This is a genomic window from Mesorhizobium sp. M1163 (assembly GCF_040318415.1).
Taxonomy (GTDB): domain Bacteria; phylum Pseudomonadota; class Alphaproteobacteria; order Rhizobiales; family Rhizobiaceae; genus Mesorhizobium.
The window spans coordinates 102,795-117,615 of record NZ_JAMYMF010000015.1 but is presented as its reverse complement, the minus strand read 5'-3'; the positions used below and the strand labels follow the sequence as shown (position 1 = coordinate 117,615).

The following is a 14,821-nucleotide window of genomic DNA, read 5'->3' as shown; positions in this document are numbered from 1 at the left end:
GGTTTCGGAACTCCCCGCTCTGCCGCTCTAGCGGATCTGCCGCCGGCTCGCGGGTCTTAGCTTGCCGGCCCCGGTCGTCTGCGGACTGCAGGCCGACGCGGCGGACCCGGCTCGGGATCGGTTTTCTTCGCATGTGCCGGCTGCCCATGAGGGGTTTCGATCAGCGTGATCTTCTGCCAGATCTTTCGCGACAGGTTCGACGCCAGGTTCTCGATGTCATTGACGCCATCGATGACCACGGCGTCATTGACCGACTGGGCAAACAGCGCGGCGATCTTGCCGGTGATCGACAACATTTCGGAGCAATAGTCGAGATAGCGGGCAAGGTCGGCGGCGTTGGTGATGCGGGCTGGCGAATGTGCAGTCGGCTTGAAACTGGCTGAAAGTGCTGCCGGATCCTTGGTCAGCTGGTGCATGTCGATGACGTGGATGAGCGACCGCAGCCCGTGGAGTTGGCGGAACACCCGCTTGCGCTTGATCCGCTCCTCGGAGCGGATCAGGGCCAGGAAGCCCAGCACGGCGAGGATGATCATGTTGAGGGAGGCTTCGATGCCTTGCACCGACTGGAAGGCATCGTGGTTTCCCGAGATGCGGCCGAGCGGCAGGATTGTGCCGACGAACAGGAACATCAGCGCTCCGACGACGAAAGCGGCGATGATGAGGCCGCGCAGCCACCAGATCGGCGCCTCCAGCGCCTTGGCTGCCTTTGCCAGATCGCGCGACAGCGACACGAGCTCGGCGGCGACGCCGCGCAGGCCTGCATCGGGAAAGCGCTCGGCGACGCGCTCTTCCAGCCGTTCGGCGGTTTCGAGGATCAGTTTCGAATCAAGCGAGCGGTAGCGCATGACGAAATGTCCGATTGGCGCTCAGGGTTCGGCCGGTGCGTTGGTGCGCTTGCCGTAGCGGTTGGGGCCTGGGTCACTTTTGAAAAAAGCCAGGATAAAAAGCAGGACGAAGCCGATAATGAGAGAGATCAATGCGTAATAGGCAGGCTTGCCGAAATCATGGAACCGCTTCGCCGTTAGCGCAAAGGTCGACCATGTCGAGACGAACACAGCGATCCATAAGGCGAGCGCCCAATACTGGCTCGCGGCAGTGCCTAACGGCGTTCGCGCGAACTGGTAGAGCAGAAAGAGTTGAACGATGACCGGCAAGAGGCCAGCCAAAACATAAGCGCTCGGATTCACCCGCCCAGAAAGGCTGAAGAAAAGCCATAGGAATTGAGGTTTGTCAGTCAACCCGGTGCATCCGTTCTCGGGAGATCAATCGCGCAGCAATTCGTTGATCGAGGTCTTGGAACGGGTTCTTGCGTCGACCCGCTTGACGATGACGGCGCAGTAGAGGCTGGGGCCGGGCTCGTTGTTTGGAAAAGGCTTGCCCGGCAGTGAGCCGGCGACGACGACGGAATTGGCCGGCACTTCGCCGTAGAAGATCTCGCCGGTGGCGCGGTCGACGATCTTGGTCGATTGGCCGATGAAGACACCCATGCCGAGCACTGAGCCCTCGCGAACAATGCAGCCCTCGACCACTTCGGAACGGGCGCCGATGAAGCAATTGTCCTCGATGATGGTTGGGCCGGCCTGCATCGGCTCCAGCACGCCGCCGATACCGACGCCGCCCGACAGATGCACATTCTTGCCGATCTGGGCACAGGAGCCGACCGACGCCCAGGTGTCGACCATGGTGCCGCTATCGACATAGGCGCCGACATTGACGAAGGACGGCATCAGCACGGCGCCCGGCGCGACGTAGGCAGAGCGGCGCACGATCGACGATGGCACGGCGCGGAAGCCGGCCTTCTCGAAATCGACGGCGCTCCAGCCGTCGAACTTCGAAGGCACCTTGTCCCACCATACCGCCTGACCGGGACCACCCTTGATGATCTCCATCGGGTTGAGCCGGAAAGACAGCAGCACCGCCTTCTTCAGCCACTGATTGACGTGCCATTTGCCGTCGGCCTGCCGCTCGGCGACGCGAGCGACGCCCCGGTCGAGCAGGTCGAGCGCCGATTGGATGGCCTCGCGCGTCTCGCCGCGGGTTGCGGTCGAAATGGTGTCGCGTTCCTCGAAGGCGTTCTCGATGATCTTCTCGAGACTCGCGAGATCGGGCTTCGACATGAATTCGCTCCATTACCAAGCTGTTAAGGGCCGGCGCCTTAACCTGTTTGAAAGTCGCGCGGACCCTATGTGAAGGCTTGGGGAGGGTCAATCGCGGCAGCGTCACGGGACGGCGCAAGTGAATGATTGGACGGGTAAAGCAAATATGACTCCCATGGAAAAGGCGGGGTGGACGCCGCTACCGCATTCGGACGAGGATCTGGAGCGGTCGAAAAGCGTGCCGGACACGCCGCAAACGCGCGCGGAGACATATCGGCTGGCCTGGAACGACCCCGATTTCATGACGCGGCGCGAGTTGCGCGCGGTCAGGCTGCAGCTCGAACTGCTGAAACCGGAGATGATCCTGGCCGAGCGCGGCATCCAATCGACCGTCATCCTGTTCGGCGGCGCGCGCATCCCCGAGCCCGGCGGTGAAGCCTGGGCGGCCAAGAACGAGACGCAGAAGAAGAATCTCGAGCAAAACAGCAAATACTATGAGGAGGCGCGCAAATTCGCCCGCCTCTGCTCGCAGCAGTCGGCCACTTCGTACTATCGCGAATTCGTCGTGGTGACCGGCGGCGGGCCTGGCGTCATGGAGGCCGGCAATCGCGGCGCCGACGATGTTGGCGCGCCGTCGATCGGTCTCAACATCGTGCTGCCGCACGAGCAGGCGCCAAACGCCTACGTGACGCCGGAACTCTGCTTCAACTTCCACTATTTTGCGGTCCGCAAGATGCATTTCGTCATGCGTGCCAAGGCCGTTGCGGTGTTTCCCGGCGGCTTCGGCACGATGGACGAGTTCTTCGAGACGCTGACCTTGATCCAGACCGGCCGCATGGAACGCGTGCCGGTCATCCTGTTCGGCAAGGCTTTCTGGGCAAGGGCTATCGACCTCGACTTCCTCGCCGAGCAAGGCACGATCACGCCCGGCGACCAGGATATCATCGATTTCGTCGACACCGCCGATGAGGCCTGGGGGATCGTCAGCCGCTTCTATAAACTTTGACATGCAAGCAAGGACTTGAAGCGCGCCGGCTGCCTCAAGCGGGGACTTCGACGATCGCCGTGAGAAAGCCGGCGAGATCGTCGGTGACGAAGTCCACGTCGTCCTCGTTGGCCGGGTCGCGTTCCCAGATTTCCGAGAAGGTCGGCTCGAAATTGCGCGGCACCACCAGCACCGTGGTCATGCCCAGCGATTTCGGCACCGACAGGTTGCGGGCGAGGTCTTCGAACATCACCGCATTTTGCCCGGTGACGGCATGGAGTTCGGCAAATTTCTCGTAGGATTGTCGCGCCGGCTTGGGGTTCAGCCCGGCTGCTACGATATCGAAAATGTCGTCGAAATGCTCGAGAATGCCCAGCTGCCGCGCGGTGCGTTCGGCATGCCGGCGATCGCCATTGGTGAAGATGAATTTGCGGCCGGGAAGCTGGCGTATGGCGGTGCCGAGGACGGGATCTGGCACCAGCCAGGAATAATCGATGTCGTGGACCTTCTCGAGAAAGTCGTCGGGGTCGATGCCGTGGCGCGTCATCAACCCGTTCAGTGTCGTGCCGTATTCCCGGTAGAGCTCCTTTTGCAGCTTGCGTGCTTCCTCGCGCGGCAGCGTCAGCAATTCTCCGACATAGGCGGTCATCTTCACATCAATCTGAGAGAACAGATTGGAATGGTGCGGATAGAGCGTGTTGTCGAGATCGAACACCCAGTCGGTGACATGGGCAAAGCGGGCGGGGTCGGGAAGCGTGGTCATACCGTCCTTATGGCACGAAACGATCTTTCTAACAGGAGGTTTATCCACAACCTATGCGCGCCCTGGGTGGTGAAAATGGCGCCGTGATTAAAATCTTAAGCATCGCCGAAAGGTGACATTCAGCGCTTGCTGGCACCAAGACGGACCAGTGGGAGCAAGCGATGAATCGCATATTTCTAAAGTCTGCCGCCATCGCTTTCGCCTCCGTCGCCGTCTCACTTTTGCTGACGCTGATCGTCGTGCCGGCAATGGGTTTTCCGATCAATCGCACCATCTGGTTGACGTCCACCGTATGCCCGCTGGCTCTTGCCTGGGGCGCCGGTGCCTATTCGGTCTGGCAGGGCGAAAGGTTGAAGACCGCGCATCGCGAGCTCGCCCGCGCCCATGCCCAGCTCGCCGCCGCCCACAGGCGCTTGGCGGAAAAGGCGAGCCGCGACGACATGACCGGCATGCTCAACCGCGAAAGTTTCTTTGCCGCCCTCGACGGCTCTCGGCGTAAATCCGATCGCGGGGCATTGCTGATCGTCGATGCCGACCATTTCAAGACCATCAACGACAGCTACGGCCATCTGATCGGCGACGAGGCGCTGCTCCTGATCGCAAGTGCGATAGAGCGTGGCGTGCGCAGCGGCGATGTCCTTGGCCGCATTGGCGGTGAGGAATTCTGCGCCTTTCTGATCGGCGCCACCGAACACGAAGCCAGGCGCGTCGCCGAGCGCATCCGCCGTGAAGTAGAGCGTATCCGTTTCCGGCCCGTCGACGAACGAACCGTTCCGCTGACGGTCAGTATCGGCGGGACCACCTGCGGCGAGGACGCCGCAGTGTCGGAGCTGATGCGCGCCGCCGACCAGCGGCTCTACGAGGCCAAGCATCGCGGCCGCAACCTGTCGATCATCGATCGTGACATTTCCGAAGCAGCGTGAACTCGGCCCTGAGCCTTCTGCTGGAAAAATTCCACCCTATCAGAATTCAACCGCGCCGCGGCCAGTGCTGTCAAAATCCGAAGATGGCGATGCGGAACAGCAGGGCAGCGGCCGCCAGCGCGACCAGTGCAATACCAAGGCCAATGGGAGAACCCCAGCCATACCATTCCATCGCCAGCTTTGCGTATTTGAATTCTTCGGCCGGTGTGAGTGGGCCGCGCGTCTGGTTCTGGTTCATTGTCCACTCCTTGCGTGCTGCGACAGGCCGTGCCTTGCGCCCGACGCAGCATATTACTATAATAGCCGTAATGTTAGGCAAATTGATAGTTAGATGATCGAAGTAAATTCGTCAAGCATGAATCGGGCCGACATGAAGACGGCCATCAGCCTCGCCATTATGGGCTGGCAGGACGCGACGCAGGCTTATGACGAGGCAGTAGGCGATAGGCTTGAGCTGAGTACGGCGGAACGCCATTGCCTGGCGCTGCTCTATGGCGGCCCGCAATCGGCTGGCGAGGTCGCGGCCGCAACAGGGTTGACGCCGGCCGCAGTCACCGCGCTGATCGACCGGCTGGAGGCGCGCGGCCTGCTGACACGAACGCGCAGCCTCGAGGACAGGCGCAAGGTGGTCATAGAGGCGACGGAACTCACGCGAGAACTATCGGCGCGCTATTATGGTGCGATCGCGCAGGAGGGAGAAAGGGTGATCGCCACATTTAGCGACACCGAGCTGGCCACGATCCTGCGCTTCGTCACCGCATCGCTCGACCTTCAGCGCGACCAGCTTGCCCGGCTGAAATCCGAGGCCCTGGAAACAGCCGACAGCCTATAGGCTCGCCGGGTCGAGCGCCGGCTCGCCTTTGCGGCGCGCCACGATCGCCGCAAGATCGGCGGTCTCGAAAGCATCACGCAGCACGTCGAACGACGGCAGCACGAAATAGGCACGCTGGAACTTGTCGATCTCGTAGCCGGTGCGCATTACGGTTTCCAGGTCGAAGGCGACATGGTGCGCCTCGCCGCCTTCGACCGCGAACTGAAGCTCGGTGAAGGATGACATCAGCCCGGCGCCGAAAGCCTTCAGCGGCTGGCCCGGCTCGCGTATCAGCCCGTATTCGACGGTGTACCAGTAAAGCCTGGTGATCATCTCGTCGCCGCCGACCGCAATCACGCTGTCGGCCTTCTTGCCATACATCTGCATGAAGTCGGCAAAGACCGGCTGCGTCAGGATCGGCACGTGACCGAAGAAATCGTGGAACATGTCGGGCTCGACAATGTAGTCGAGCTCCTTTTGGGTTCGCAGCCAGTTGGTGACCGGGAAGCGACGGTTGGCGAGGTGGTCGAAGAACGGCTGGGCGGGAATGAGCCCCGGCACGGCGACGATCTCCCAGCCGGTGAGCTTGCGCAGCTTCTCGCTGACCTCACCGAAATCCGGGATCTTGTCGAGAAGGCCGAGCGCCGCAACGCCATCGAGATAGGAATGGTGGGCGAGCTTCCTGGTCAGCTTCGTCTGGCGGTCGCACAGCGTGCGCCACACCGCCTGTTCTTCGTCGCTATAATTGTAGCCCTGCGCCACGGTGAAATCGGCACGGCAGACCGAATAATCGCCGCGAAGGCCTCGCGCCGCGCATTCGCGGGCGTAGTCGGCAACGTTCATCGTCATGGCTTGCTCTCCCTGGAAATCATGATCAGCGGATCGTCGGAAATTCTAGCCGGATGGCGCGAGGCAAATCAGCTTTGATGGTGGCTCAAATGCGGGGTTGGAGGTAAAAGACTCCACGATCGAGCTTTGGGAGAGTGAAAATGCCTCAGTTTGACGAATTCGAGATCAAGATGCTCGACAGCCTGCAGCGCGACGGGCGCAAGCCGGTATCCGAACTGGCGCAGGAGATCGGCCTGTCGACGACACCTTGCGCGCGGCGCTTCGAGGCGCTTCAGCAGGCGGGCATCATCAAGGGCTTCGCCGCGGTGCTCAGCCGTCGCGCCGTCGGGCTGATGGTCGAGGTGTTCATCCAGGTGCGCCTGACCAGCCACAGCGACGGCTCGCCCGAAAGCTTCATCGCCGCCGTCCAGCGGATGGACGAGGTGTCCTCATGCTGGACCATGACCGGCGATCATGATTTCCTGTTGCATGTGATGGTGCCGTCGGTCGACGAGCTCAATGCCTTCGTCATGCACCGGCTGATGCGGCTCGAAGGCGTGCGCGACGTCCACACCCAGCTTGTGCTGCAGAACATCAAGGGGCCGGGCCATGTCCCGCTTGCACATCTCAGACGGTAGGCATTTCTGCGGAAAAGCTGCACACAAACTGCTGAAGCGAGCCAATCTCCAGCGCTAGATCGCCGACTACGACATGTGGACCGCCATCGCATAAGGTCCGCCATGAAAATCGTCCTGATCAACCCGCCACATACGGCCATCGGCAGCCGTGTGCCGGACGACCATCTGCCGCCGCTCGGTTTGCTGGCACTGGGCGGTCCGCTGATCGACGCGGGACATCAAGTGCGACTTGTGGACGCCGAATTCGGGCCGATGCCGCTTGCCACGCTGGTCCGGGACGCCTTGAGCGATCATCCCGACTGTATTCTGATCGGCCATTCCGGCTCGACCTCTGCGCATCCGACAGCCCTACTGATCGCCGGCATGGTCAAACACATCGACCCGGCGACAATCCTGATTTATGGCGGCGTGTTTCCGACCTATCACTGGCGCGACATACTGGCCGAAACGGAGGCCTTCGACTTCATCGTTCGTGGCGAGGGGGAGGCGACCATCGTCGCGCTGGTCGAAGCGCTTGAAAAACGCAAGCCGCTGTCGGATGTGGCGGGCATCGCCTTTCGCGACGATTTGCGCCGGCCTTTTGCCACCAAGCCGGCAAGGACGATCGCCAATCTCGACGACTACCGCATCGGCTGGGAACTGATCGATATCACTCGCTATAGCTATTGGGGAGGCAAGCGTGCGGTGGTCATGCAGTTCTCGCGAGGCTGTCCGCATCTGTGCAACTATTGCGGCCAGCGGGGGTTCTGGACGCGCTGGCGGCACCGCGACCCCGTGAAGTTCGCGCGGGAGATTGCCTGGCTATACCGCGAGCACCGCGTCGAGCTGATCAACCTTGCCGACGAGAACCCGACCTCGTCCAAAAAAGCCTGGCGCGCCTTTCTCGATGCGATGATCGCCGAGAATGTGCCGGTGCTGATCGTCGGCTCCACCCGCGCCGACGACATCGTCCGCGACGCCGACAGCCTGCATCTCTATCGCAAGGCCGGCGTCATCCGCTGGCTGCTTGGCATGGAAAATACCGACGAGCAGACGCTCCAGTTGATCCGCAAGGGCGGCAGCACCTCATCCGACCGCGAGGCGATACGGCTGCTGCGCCTCAACGGCATCTTGTCGATGGCGACCTGGGTGGCCGGTTTCGAGGACGAAAGTTTTCGCGACCTCTGGCGCGGCTTCCGCCAGCTGATCGCTTATGACCCCGACCAGATCCAGGCGCTCTATGTGACGCCGCACCGCTGGACGCCGTTCTTCAGGATTGCCAGGGATCGCAAGGTGATCCAGCTGGACGCCCGCCTGTGGGACTACAAGCACCAGGTGCTGCAGATGACCCGCCTCAAGCCGTGGATGTTGTTCTTCGCCGTCAAGCTGATCGAACTGGCCGTGCAGTCGCGGCCCAAGGCCTTGGCGCGCATCCTGTTCCACAAGGATCCGGAGCAACGGCATTCGATGCGCTGGTACACCAAAATGGGCCGCCGCGTCTGGTTCCGCGAAGTCTGGGGCTTTCTGGTTCGCGACCGCCGCCTGAAGAATGGCCCGACGCTCGCCGAATTCTGGGGCGCGCCGCAGGACGAGGAAGAGGAATCGATGGTGGTCGCGCACCCGGCGCGCAGGCTGACACCGCCTGCGACCACGATTTCGTCGCGCGCCTGACCGGCTCGGGCAATCTTTTAACAAGCATACGCAACGTATGTATATTGACATACGGAATGTATGTACCCACTTCGGGATACGGGACGGATATCAGCGACCGCCCCGGAAAATGGAACGCAGCGATCCAAAACCCCGAAGTCTTGCGGGCGGCTCTCACCTTCTCGGAGAAGCCACATCGCGATGGTCGGGACCGGCCTGCCTTGTCTGATTGGAGTGAAACAATGACCAAACGCGATGCGATCTTCCCTGCCGGTCGGCAGGCCCTCTACGAAGTCAATCGCTATTCGGCGGCGATCCGCTCAGGCGGCTTTCTGTTCGTCTCGGGCCAAGTCGGCAGCCGCGAGGACGGATCGCCGGAGCCAGCCTTCGAAAAGCAGGTCCAGCTTGCCTTCGACAATCTCGCGGCGGTGCTGAAGGCCGCCGGTTGCACGTTTGACGACATTGTTGACGTGACCACGTTCCACACCGACCCGGCCAAACAGTGGGAGGCGATTGACGCCGTTCGACTTAGGGCGATCGGTGAACCGCCCTACCCGAACTGGACCGCGGTGGGGGTGAATTGGCTGGCGGGCTTCGATTTTGAGATAAAGGTCATCGCGCGCCTTCCTCAGTCCGGATGATCGATTGGCGGCGAGCGACGAAGGCGGAGACTACCTAGTCGCCCGTTCGCCCGCCCGCCTGTCTCGACAAGCGCTGCGATGGTGATCGGATGGTCTTCCGGTCTGTCGCGGCGTTGAACAGACTGAGGCCACTCACGGCACGATCAGCGTGCCGGCGCCGTGTTCGGTGAACAGCTCGAGCAGCACCGCATGCGGCGTCTTGCCGTTGAGGATGACGACGCCAGCGACGCCGCGCTCGATTGCCTCGATGCAGGTTTCAACCTTGGGGATCATGCCGCCCGAGACCGTTCCGTCCTTGATCAGGGCCTTGGCCTCGGCCACGGTCAACTCGTCGATCAGCTTCTTGTCCTTGTCGAGCACGCCGGGCACGTCGGTGAGAAACAGCAGGCGCGTCGCCTGGCAGGCGCCGGCGATGGCGCCGGCAAAAGTGTCGGCGTTGATGTTGTAGGTATGGCCGTCGCGGCCGGGCGCCACCGGCGCCAGCACCGGGATCATTTCGGACCGCGCCAGGAGGTCGAGCAATGTGCGGTCGACCTCGACCGGTTCACCGACGAAGCCCAGGTCGAGCACCCGCTCGATGTTGGAATCAGGATCGATCATGGTCTTGCGCGCCTTTTCGGCAAACACCATGTTGCCGTCCTTGCCGCACAGGCCGATCGCCCACTCGCCCTCGGCATTGATCAGCGCGACGATTTCCTTGTTGATCGACCCGGCCAGCACCATCTCGACAATCTCGACGGTCTTCTGGTCGGTGACACGCAAGCCGCCCTCGAATTTGGATTCGATGCCCATCTTGCTGAGCATGGCGCCGATCTGCGGCCCGCCGCCATGCACGACGATCGGGTTGACGCCGGATTGCTTGAGCAGTGCGATGTCGCGGGCGAAGGCTTTGCCGAGCGCGATGTCGCCCATCGCGTGGCCGCCATATTTCACCACGACCGTCTTGTTCTCGTAGCGCTGCATATAGGGCAGCGCCCTTGAAAGCAGCGCGGCCTGCATTTCGGCGGTGGCGGCGACATCCGTCATCGGCGTGGTTCCCAGCTTGGCATGAACGGCGGCGTCTTAGCGGGAATTGGACGAGGGGGCAAACGGCTTTGCTGTCACGATCGATCAAATCACCGCCTATGCCGGCACCTGCAGCGGCGCCCGCCGGCCCAGCCATCCCGAGATCTTTTCCATCTGCGCGGCGAACGACAAAAGCGTCTCCTCGTCACCGGGGCGGCCGGCGGCCTGGACGCCGAGCGGCAGGCCGGCATCGGTCACGTAAACCGGAAGCGTGATCGACGGTTGCCCGCTGACGTTCTGGATCGCCGGCCAGTGGGTGAACCAAAGGCTCTTGTCCATCAGCTGGCCGAATAGCGGCTTGAACTTCAGCAGGCCGGCGAGGCGCAGTCTGTCCAGGACATTCTCGATGAATTCGTCGGCGCCTTTCGGGTCCATGGTGCCGCAGGCGAGCGGCGGGTGCGCGATGACAGGCATCAGCACTGCATCATAGTGCGCGGTTTCGGTGATAAGGCGGCGCGAGGTTGCGTGCAGCCGCTGCAGGCCGGCATAGATTTCGCCGGCCGAGAGGATTTCACCGAACCGGCTCATCACGCGCGTGGCGCGTTCGATATCGCCTGAGATGGAGCGGCCGACGCGCAAGGCCTCGCCACGCATCGTGCCGGCCACCGCCGCGGCGACGGTTCTGGCGAAATCGGCGATGAAATCGCGGTCGATATAGGGCAGGTCGATCTCCTCGACGCTGTGCCCGCCTTCGCGCGCCAGCCCAATCGCCGCATCCAGAGCTTTCAAGGTTTCTTCCGAAATCGGCAGGCCGAGCGGCGATTTTCGGTAGAAGGCGAGCTTGAGCTTGCCCGGATCGCGCCCGGCGGCCGCAGTGAAACTGCCGTTCGGCGAGGGTGCCGCGTAGGGCGACAGCGGTTCGGGCCCGTGGGTCAGGTCGAGCAGCAGGGCCGTATCGCGCACCGAGCGGGCCAACGCATGGTCGACGACAAAGCCGTACCAGCTTTCAGTGACGAGCGGCGTCAAGGGCACGCGGCCGCGCGAGGTTTTCAACCCGACCAGCCCGGTACAGGCCGCAGGCACCCTGATCGAGCCGCCGCCATCCGAGGCGTGCGCCACCGGCACGACGCCGGCCGCGACCAGCGCAGCCGCGCCGCCCGAGGAACCGCCGGTCGTGTGAGCGGTGTCCCATGGATTGCGGGTGACGCCGTAAGCCACCGACTCGGTCACCAGCCTCAGCCCGTGTTCGGGTGCGGTGCTGGTGGCGATCGGGACCAGGCCGGCGGCCAGATAGCGTTCCGTCATGACCGAGTTAAAATCGGGGGTGTAGGCTGGGATGCGGCTGCCGCCATGCGTCGGCACGCCCTTCATGGCAATGCCGAGGTCCTTCAGCGCAAAGGGCACTCCGGCAAGCGGCAGCTTGTGGTCGACGGTTTTCGCTCGCGCCCGCGCCGCCTCAAAAAGCGGTTCGGCGATGGCGTTGATCTCCGGCTGGGTGGCCTCGGCCCGGGCGATCGCCGCATCGACGAGATCTTGCGGTGTGATCTCTCCCTTGTGCACGAGTGCGGCCTGGCCGGTTGCGTCATGCTCCCACAGAACCCGCTCGATCGACATGGTCGCCCTCCCGCTCATGGCAAGCTAGCGGGCGGCGATTTCCTTGGCAATCGACGCTGGCGCTGCCAGTGCGCAAGACCATTTCAGTCGTTGCAAATACATTGCAATCGCCTAATTTGGCGGCCGATGACGCCGCAGGACATCAGCAACCTGATTGTCCGGACCTCGATGAAGGACCGGGCTGCGTTCGATCTGCTGTACCGGCAGACCAGCGCGAAACTTTTCGGCGTCTGCCTTCGTGTATTGAAGGATCGGGGAGATGCAGAAGAGGCGCTTCAAGAGGTCTTCGTCAAGATATGGACGAAGGCGGACCGTTTCGCCGTTTCGGATCTGAGCCCGATCTCCTGGCTGGTGGCCATTGCGCGCAATCATGCGATCGATCGGATCAGGGCGCGGCGAGAGCCTGCCGCCTATATCGATGCCGCGCTCGACGTGGCCGATCCGGCGCCGGGGCCGGAGGCCATGGCCGTGGCGGGCGGTGAGTCCGGACGCATCTACCATTGTCTCGGGGAATTGGAGAAGGACCGGGCGGCGGCCGTCCGGGGCGCCTATCTGGATGGCAAAAGCTATGCGGAGTTGGCGGAGCGCTATGGCGTACCGCTGAACACGATGCGGACCTGGCTGCGGCGCAGCCTGTTGAAACTGAGAGAATGCCTGGAAAGATGACGCTGGCTGACGACAATGGACCGGAACGTGGGGGCGACGACCTGTTCGCCGCCGAATACGTTCTTGGCGTTCTGGCCGCCGATGAACGCGAGATCGCGTCGCGCCGCATCGATGCGGACGCCGCCTTCGCGCGCCTTGTGGATGCCTGGGAGGCGCATCTTTCGCCGATGGCCGCCGCCTATCCGGAGACAGAGCCTCCGATCAGGGTCAAGGAAGCATTGGACCGCCGGCTGTTCGCTGCAGAGCCGCGCGCCGGCCTCTGGTCGAGCCTTGGCTTCTGGCGCGGTCTTGCCGCCGCCGCCATTGCGGCGCTGGCAATCTATATTGCCTTGCCTTACGTCAATCCACCGGTCGTCGAGCCGCAAACCCGGCTTGTCGCCTCGCTGGCGGCCGAAGGCAGCGACGTCAAATATCTCGTCGTCTACGATGCCGCCCGTCACGAGATCGGTCTTTCCCACGTTTCCGGCGAGCGGGCCGCGGGCAAGGACTTCGAACTGTGGATGATCGAAGGCAAGAATGCGCCGGTGTCGATGGGTGTCATCCCGGCCGGTGCGAGCGTGCATCTGGCCGTCCCGCCCGCTGTTCAGGAAAAGTTGGCGCAAGGCGCCGTGCTTGCGGTCAGCGTCGAGCCTGCAGGTGGTTCACCGACCGGCCAGCCGACTGGACCGGTGGTCGCAGCGGGCGATCTGAAGAGCGTCTGACCGATTCTTGCCTCTGGAAGCAGACCTGAAATCTATCTTCCGCGATTTAACCGCCTGCAAAGCTTGTTGGCGGCTGTCGATCCGCGCCGGGCAAATTGTAGCGACAAATATTTTTTTGCGGAGAGGGCGAAACTCCGGCATTTCTATTGCGTATCTCCTTGCGTCCCCGAATGAGGGGAACGATAACCCGAGGAGATTGAAATCATGCGTAAATTCGCCACCCTTTTGCTTTCCGGAACGGTCGCCATTTCTGCGCTCGCCACCATTGCCTATGCCCAAAATCCGATGGTCGGCGGCGCCGCCATGTATGCCCAGAAAAACATCGTCGAAAATGCTGTCAACTCGAAGGACCACACGACGCTGGTCGCTGCCGTCAAGGCAGGCGGCCTGGTCGATACGCTGCAAAGCGCTGGCCCCTTCACCGTGTTCGCGCCGACCAACGAGGCCTTTGCGGCACTTCCAGCCGGCACGGTGGAGACGCTGCTCAAGCCTGAAAACAAGGACAAGCTCGTCAAGATCCTGACTTGCCATGTCATCGGCGCCAAGGCGATGGCCGCCGACGTCGCCAAGATGGTCAAGGATGACGGTGGCACCCACAAGGTCAAGACGGTCGGTGGTTGCGAACTGTCGCTCAAGACCGACGGCGGCAAGGTCACCGTGACCGACGAGAACGGCAATGTCGCTAATGTGACGATCGCCGATGTCGAGCAGTCCAACGGCGTCATCCACGTCGTCGACAAGGTTCTCCTGCCGAAGATGTAACAAACGCACGCTGCCGGCGAAGATATCGCTAAGGGCCTCCCTGCGCACACTCCGCGCCGTTCACGCAAGTGGATAGGCGCGGAGTCCCGCTTTGAGGACAGCGATCGTCACCGGCTTTTGATTTCCGTCTGGCGGTCGAATTTGGCACAAGCAGTAACAGGAGGAATGGGCATGAACCGTCGCGAGCTTCTTTTGAGTGGTGCGGCAGCCATTGGCGTTGTCGCAGGCGCCACCGCGCTGCGCATGGGCGGAGCCCAGGATGCACGCGCGGCCGAGACTTTCGAGGTTACCAAGACCGAGGCCGAGTGGCGCGCCATCCTGTCCGACGCGGCCTTCAATGTGCTGCGCAAGGAGGGCACGGAATACCCGGGCACCAGTCCTCTGCTCAACGAGCACCGCAAAGGCATCTTCGCTTGCGCCGGCTGCGACCTGCCGGTCTATTCGTCAGAGACCAAGTTCGATTCCGGCACCGGCTGGCCGAGCTTCTGGCAGGAAATCCCCAACGCGATCGGCAAGACCGTGGACAGGTCGTTGGGCATGACCCGCACCGAGGTCCATTGTCGCCGCTGCGGTGGCCATCTCGGCCACGTCTTCGACGACGGTCCGCCGCCGACCGGGTTGCGGCATTGCATCAACGGTGTCGCCTTGACCTTCAAGCCGGCGACGGCCTGAGGATGGCTGCGCCCCTGACTTTGTCGGAGAGCGCGAGGACTTCGTAATGGTTGATTTTGCGCATGACCCCGAAATCGCTTTTCGGGG

At 62.5% G+C, this 14,821-nt stretch carries 18 protein-coding genes; 10 read left to right on the top strand and 8 right to left on the bottom strand.

What is annotated here, in order from left to right:
• Positions 1-56 precede the first annotated feature (56 nt).
• The 3 genes from NKH43_RS16375 to dapD are packed head-to-tail and all read right to left on the bottom strand — an operon-like array spanning position 57 to position 2,117.
• Positions 57-845 carry a hypothetical protein gene (locus NKH43_RS16375; protein WP_352484325.1) on the bottom strand — a complete coding sequence of 263 codons (789 nt, stop codon included), beginning with the start codon at positions 843-845 and terminating at the stop codon, positions 57-59.
• A 21-nt stretch (positions 846-866) separates the two neighbouring features.
• Positions 867-1,238, bottom strand: coding sequence for a DUF805 domain-containing protein (locus NKH43_RS16370; protein ID WP_031193743.1), 372 nt, complete (start codon positions 1,236-1,238; stop codon positions 867-869).
• Between the two features lie 24 nt (positions 1,239-1,262).
• Complete coding sequence (gene dapD, locus NKH43_RS16365) at positions 1,263-2,117, bottom strand: 2,3,4,5-tetrahydropyridine-2,6-dicarboxylate N-succinyltransferase (protein WP_352484324.1); 855 nt, start codon at positions 2,115-2,117, stop codon at positions 1,263-1,265.
• 145 nt (positions 2,118-2,262) lie between these two features.
• Here dapD and NKH43_RS16360 point away from each other — a divergent pair, with 145 nt between their 5' ends.
• Positions 2,263-3,102 carry an LOG family protein gene (locus tag NKH43_RS16360; RefSeq protein ID WP_023718198.1) on the top strand — a complete coding sequence of 280 codons (840 nt, stop codon included), beginning with the start codon at positions 2,263-2,265 and terminating at the stop codon, positions 3,100-3,102.
• Positions 3,103-3,136: 34 nt separating this feature from the next.
• Here the strand turns inward: NKH43_RS16360 and NKH43_RS16355 are convergent, their stop codons facing one another.
• A complete protein-coding gene (locus NKH43_RS16355; RefSeq protein ID WP_023677476.1) occupies positions 3,137-3,844 on the bottom strand; it encodes a pyrimidine 5'-nucleotidase in 708 nt (235 codons plus the stop codon).
• Between the two features lie 161 nt (positions 3,845-4,005).
• Here NKH43_RS16355 and NKH43_RS16350 point away from each other — a divergent pair, with 161 nt between their 5' ends.
• Complete coding sequence (locus NKH43_RS16350; RefSeq protein WP_352716554.1) at positions 4,006-4,767, top strand: GGDEF domain-containing protein; 762 nt, start codon at positions 4,006-4,008, stop codon at positions 4,765-4,767.
• Positions 4,768-4,837: 70 nt separating this feature from the next.
• On the opposite strand, the gene NKH43_RS16345 is transcribed toward NKH43_RS16350, so the two are convergent.
• Positions 4,838-5,005: a hypothetical protein gene (locus tag NKH43_RS16345; protein WP_023718200.1), complete on the bottom strand. Its 168-nt coding sequence runs from the start codon at positions 5,003-5,005 to the stop codon at positions 4,838-4,840.
• A gap of 93 nt (positions 5,006-5,098) precedes the next feature.
• On the opposite strand from NKH43_RS16345, the gene NKH43_RS16340 reads away from it, so the two are divergent.
• On the top strand, positions 5,099-5,599 hold the full coding sequence (locus tag NKH43_RS16340; RefSeq protein WP_352716552.1) for a MarR family winged helix-turn-helix transcriptional regulator: 501 nt from the start codon (positions 5,099-5,101) through the stop codon (positions 5,597-5,599).
• Here the strand turns inward: NKH43_RS16340 and phhA are convergent.
• On the bottom strand, positions 5,594-6,427 hold the full coding sequence (gene phhA, locus NKH43_RS16335; RefSeq protein ID WP_352591275.1) for a phenylalanine 4-monooxygenase: 834 nt from the start codon (positions 6,425-6,427) through the stop codon (positions 5,594-5,596). The genes NKH43_RS16340 and phhA overlap by 6 nt on opposite strands.
• Before the next feature lie 140 nt (positions 6,428-6,567).
• Between phhA and NKH43_RS16330 the strand changes: the two genes are divergently transcribed.
• From NKH43_RS16330 to NKH43_RS16320, 3 genes are all read left to right on the top strand, one after another.
• Complete coding sequence (locus NKH43_RS16330; protein ID WP_023718203.1) at positions 6,568-7,044, top strand: Lrp/AsnC family transcriptional regulator; 477 nt, start codon at positions 6,568-6,570, stop codon at positions 7,042-7,044.
• Between the two features lie 102 nt (positions 7,045-7,146).
• Complete coding sequence (gene bchE, locus NKH43_RS16325; protein WP_352591273.1) at positions 7,147-8,694, top strand: magnesium-protoporphyrin IX monomethyl ester anaerobic oxidative cyclase; 1,548 nt, start codon at positions 7,147-7,149, stop codon at positions 8,692-8,694.
• Positions 8,695-8,915: 221 nt separating this feature from the next.
• Positions 8,916-9,314 (top strand): RidA family protein, encoded by a 399-nt coding sequence (locus NKH43_RS16320; protein ID WP_352716549.1) that lies wholly within the window; start codon positions 8,916-8,918, stop codon positions 9,312-9,314.
• Positions 9,315-9,446: 132 nt separating this feature from the next.
• On the opposite strand, the gene argB is transcribed toward NKH43_RS16320, so the two are convergent.
• A complete protein-coding gene (gene argB / locus NKH43_RS16315; RefSeq protein ID WP_023677482.1) occupies positions 9,447-10,340 on the bottom strand; it encodes an acetylglutamate kinase in 894 nt (297 codons plus the stop codon).
• A 96-nt stretch (positions 10,341-10,436) separates the two neighbouring features.
• Positions 10,437-11,933, bottom strand: a complete 1,497-nt coding sequence (locus NKH43_RS16310) for an amidase (protein WP_023718206.1) — start codon at positions 11,931-11,933, stop codon at positions 10,437-10,439.
• A gap of 126 nt (positions 11,934-12,059) precedes the next feature.
• On the opposite strand from NKH43_RS16310, the gene NKH43_RS16305 reads away from it, so the two are divergent.
• From NKH43_RS16305 to msrB, 4 genes are all read left to right on the top strand, one after another.
• A complete protein-coding gene (locus NKH43_RS16305) occupies positions 12,060-12,599 on the top strand; it encodes a sigma-70 family RNA polymerase sigma factor (RefSeq protein ID WP_352858991.1) in 540 nt (179 codons plus the stop codon).
• Positions 12,596-13,300 (top strand): anti-sigma factor, encoded by a 705-nt coding sequence (locus NKH43_RS16300; protein WP_352859016.1) that lies wholly within the window; start codon positions 12,596-12,598, stop codon positions 13,298-13,300. The genes NKH43_RS16305 and NKH43_RS16300 overlap by 4 nt, the downstream gene beginning before the upstream one ends.
• A gap of 204 nt (positions 13,301-13,504) precedes the next feature.
• Entirely contained in the window at positions 13,505-14,062 is a 558-nt protein-coding gene (locus NKH43_RS16295) for a fasciclin domain-containing protein (protein WP_352858989.1), read from the top strand.
• 171 nt (positions 14,063-14,233) lie between these two features.
• Complete coding sequence (msrB, locus tag NKH43_RS16290; RefSeq protein WP_292655897.1) at positions 14,234-14,734, top strand: peptide-methionine (R)-S-oxide reductase MsrB; 501 nt, start codon at positions 14,234-14,236, stop codon at positions 14,732-14,734.
• Positions 14,735-14,821: the final 87 nt, after the last annotated feature.